General features: G+C 44.9%; 2 protein-coding genes. Both read right to left on the reverse strand.

Translation table 11 applies throughout. The features are described from left to right. Nucleotides 1-28: 28 nt before the first annotated feature. The gene (locus ACFRAK_RS29045; protein ID WP_368601218.1) at nucleotides 29-157 is read right to left on the reverse strand and encodes a paeninodin family lasso peptide; all 129 of its coding nucleotides are present in this window, start codon (nucleotides 155-157) and stop codon (nucleotides 29-31) included. A 16-nt stretch (nucleotides 158-173) separates the two neighbouring features. Next, nucleotides 174-1,214 (reverse strand): asparagine synthase-related protein, encoded by a 1,041-nt coding sequence (locus ACFRAK_RS29050; RefSeq protein ID WP_394573205.1) that lies wholly within the window; start codon nucleotides 1,212-1,214, stop codon nucleotides 174-176. Between the last annotated feature and the right edge of the window lie 37 nt (nucleotides 1,215-1,251).

Below are 1,251 nucleotides of genomic sequence, written 5' to 3' on the forward strand. Positions count from 1 at the left end.
GGCGTATAGGGGCTGTACTTCCAAGAAGTTAGCTTGTGTAGTGGACGGGATCATCCGGATCCGGTTGAAACGCATCTGGAATACTTTGACCAGGACCAGCCATGGTCATTTTAATGTCAAGAACCTCCAAAGCAGGTACACTCCATTCCTTTTTCATTTAGCTTCACCTCCTTTCAGAATTTTTGTTGGAGAAACCGATGCAAGATTAAACTGCGCATAAGCACCTTAATTGATGGATTGTAGGCTTGATTAGGACTAATGCCTTCTCGCGCTTCAGCTAGAGCATCCTGAACGACAGACATGTTGAGAATCTGCTGCATTCGAGAGTCACCGGTTAGAAGATCCAGTTCTTTTATGAACAAAGGCCAGTCACTTAGCATTCTGTGGATGGAATCAGCTGCTTGAATTCCTCTTGTTCGATGATTAAGACGGATGGAATCAGGAAGCCATCCATTCGTAGAACGGCGAATTAATGCACGGTCCATACCCTTCTGAACAAATTGTTCCATTGGAGTGGATAGACAGAAGCGAATCACCCTCAGATCATTGGAAGGGTCATGGCTCCATAGGGAGTAACGTAGAGAGAGCTTGCAATTACTTGTACCGGTTGTACTCCACATGTTGACTCTGTCGAAATGGACTCTTCTCGCTTCTAACGGATCATCTGGCAGATCCTCTGTTGAACCGATCCCCGTAAATGCCCGATCATTGAGTTTGTCATAAATACCAGCCCGTTTAGCAAATTCCGAATTGATTAATTGAGGGAATTCATAGGAGTGGGCCGGAGGTGCGAATCGTTCCAATACCGGAATGGCTTTTCGGCTGACAATCGAATACAGCCGTCTGCGGCTCACACCAATATTCCTGCTATATTGTTTCATTTCCTGAGTTAACTGAGTCCACTTCAACTGCTTCATGAGCTTAGAGTAATATTCAATGGCAGGTCCCCATGAAATGCTGTAATTCCCCCTGGCACCATTGAGCATGATACCAATATCCCGCTGTTGTGCCTGCTCGTAGATTCCTCTCAACCAGAATGAGTTATCAAAGAACTTGTAAGGAGTCTCTAATATATCAATCCAGTCGTCAATTTCGGAGAAGGAACTTCTCCTTGAGAAGTCCAGATAATGGTCATTTATATTGCCTACAAACTGTACAGTTTGCTTAATAAGGGGCCGTTCGTCCGCAAGCCTGTGCTTTGGTGTCCAATCCACAAATCCTTCTTCGGGCTCATAACTGTAGGTATGTTAC

It is taken from the genome of Peribacillus sp. NPDC056705, assembly GCF_043656335.1.

What these genes read in the sequence shown, in the direction of transcription:
- ACFRAK_RS29045 (WP_368601218.1), bottom strand. Translation starts at nt 157, where the DNA reads ATGAAAAAGGAATGGAGTGTACCTGCTTTGGAGGTTCTTGACATTAAA.